Annotated in this window: 3 protein-coding genes; all 3 read right to left on the reverse strand. The window is 47.3% G+C overall.

The genetic code is table 11. The features are described 5' to 3' along the window. Positions 1–236, reverse strand: a 236-nt coding sequence (locus tag DBR30_RS07490) for an AAA family ATPase (protein ID WP_146181365.1), incomplete at its 3' end; no start/stop codon positions are given. Positions 237–266: 30 nt separating this feature from the next. Continuing rightward, a complete protein-coding gene (locus DBR30_RS07495; protein ID WP_108540578.1) occupies positions 267–1865 on the reverse strand; it encodes a Tn7-like element transposition protein TnsE in 1599 nt (532 codons plus the stop codon). Beyond that, positions 1865–2110, reverse strand: a 246-nt coding sequence (locus DBR30_RS21325; RefSeq protein WP_441296730.1) for a hypothetical protein, incomplete at its 5' end; no start/stop codon positions are given. The genes DBR30_RS21325 and DBR30_RS07495, both read right to left, overlap by 1 nt.

Genomic DNA, 2110 nt, shown 5'->3' on the forward strand with positions numbered 1-2110 from the left:
GGTGATAACCTAAACTTGTCCTGAAAAGCCGAACGATATGATCCACCACTCAATGGTCTTTCATTTGAAAATGGATGGTTTGCATTTGGTATTGTGAAGGTTTGAGTAAGGATGCCCAGCAAGGTACTCTTCTGAGTTCCATTCTGCCCAGCGATTAAAGTCAGATTTTCACCAAGAGAGAACTCAACATTTTCAAACCCCCTAAACTTTTCAATTTTAATTTTATCAACAATCATTAGGTACTATCTCTTAGAATAAGAAAAAATTTAAATACCACTCATCCAACTCTTAAATCTAGCTGCCCAGTGAGCTATTGACGCCTCATGTAACTTGCCCTTATCCACCGATTTGGTCTGTGGATGAGGGATACCGGAATAACCATCCTTACCACACAGATCTTTCAGCCGTTTACTTGGCCAGTGCAGTGATTTCTGGGTTAGCTCTTCTTCCAATAATCTAAGCTGTTCCTGCCACCCCTGCTGCGATATCAACCTCAATAATTGGGTTGATAGGGAGCAAACCCCATCTGAGGTATCCACTTCAAGAATATGAAAAATCCGGTTCTGTGACTCTACTTCAACAACAGCCAGGCATCTCGGATTACCATCCAGTAGCAGATGCCGATTGCATCGATAGAGTTTTGGTAACTTGCGTAGTTGCTTGGATCTAATCACGCAACCATGAGTAGTGACCAACTGATCCAGCATTGTCCCAAAGCAATCAAACTTGTTGGCGTAGAGGTGAAGATCATCAGTTTCATCCGATTCGGCAGTCCACTCGGCGCAGGGCAGCACACCGCCAACAACTGACTCCTCTGTACTGACATCGGCTGAAGCCAAAGATCCTAACTCTTCATCAACCTTGCCCTTTGCGCCCTCCTGCTTTTTCTCGGCAACCTTGCGTGTATTGAAGGCCTTGGAAAACTCAAAGACTACGGCTGGCGCCCGCAATAACACTGGTGAGGTATCCGCGTTGGCTTCCACACCATCATGCACCGAGTGAATATGAGGACGTTCACCTACCAAGCGCACCGAGCCCTCCCCCTCCCCACGTACATACTCCCGCAGCTTGGGATGGAGAAACTGGACCTCATCTGGGATAGCAGCCTTGATATTTTTCAGACTGGCAATCTCGTAAACCAGCATGCTTCTGGTTTGTTTATCAAACCGGCCCCTGACCTCAAAAGAGACTGACGGCAAAGGCGGGGGAGTAAACTCGAACTCCCATTGCCGATACCCCCCTTTCTCATAACCGTTCAGTTTCTGATAGTGCCCTATGCTCTCGTAGGAGGCTCGGGCGTCGGGATCGATCAAGATCCAGCTCAATATGCGCCGCGACTCATAGTCATCAAGAGACTTGAGCGGATAGCTGGAGGAAGGCAACACATTCACCCGGGCAACATCGGGACTGACGTGTTCAATCGAAAACTCACTTCTCAGACAATCCGGCTCCAACGCTGAACGAGAGAGGTAACCATCATGCAGCAACAAGGCTCGCGCCAATTCCATTTGGGGAAGATAAATCTCTATGTCATTGGCAAGAAAATAGAAACAGTGTTGACGCTTGTCCATAGCACGAATCACTGACGCAACCGGATAATCACCCAGTTTCTTTCTTTGCCAAGTTCCCGTGTTATCGATAGTAAAAACGAGATGATACCCCGCAGGCTTATGCTCCTGAGTAGGGTTCAATACTCGCTTACGGGCCAGAACCGGGATATTCGAGAGCCTCAATGAAGCAGTTGCAGCCTTGGGAGACAGATCCAGATTGATTCCCCATTGGGAGTTATCAATCCGTCGAAAAAGCGAACCTATCGCCAAGATGGTGGTATCGTCAGACATTTTTTCAAAACGGATATCCTGCATCAATCCCCCAACACATCTCGCAATAGGTCATCAGCCAACGAGGTTAATCGCTCATCACTCAATCCAGCTAAACGAAGAAGTCGCCACCGGCTCAATGAATGCCCACTCTGCACCAGCGATCTGGCATAAAGAGCCAAACGACGAATCTGATAATCTGCTATATCTTCACAATATCGCTGCAAAAACAAGCTTGTAAGTGGCATTTTGCTGAGGTTCTTCTCAATCATCGCGCTTGATGAAAGCTT

This window comes from Aeromonas sp. HMWF017 (genome assembly GCF_003061465.1).
Lineage (GTDB): Bacteria > Pseudomonadota > Gammaproteobacteria > Enterobacterales > Aeromonadaceae > Aeromonas > Aeromonas veronii.

Excerpts from the sequence above, each read along its gene's own strand:
- DBR30_RS07495 (WP_108540578.1), bottom strand. The coding sequence starts at position 1,865 with ATGCAGGATATCCGTTTTGAAAAAATGTCTGACGATACCACCATCTTG.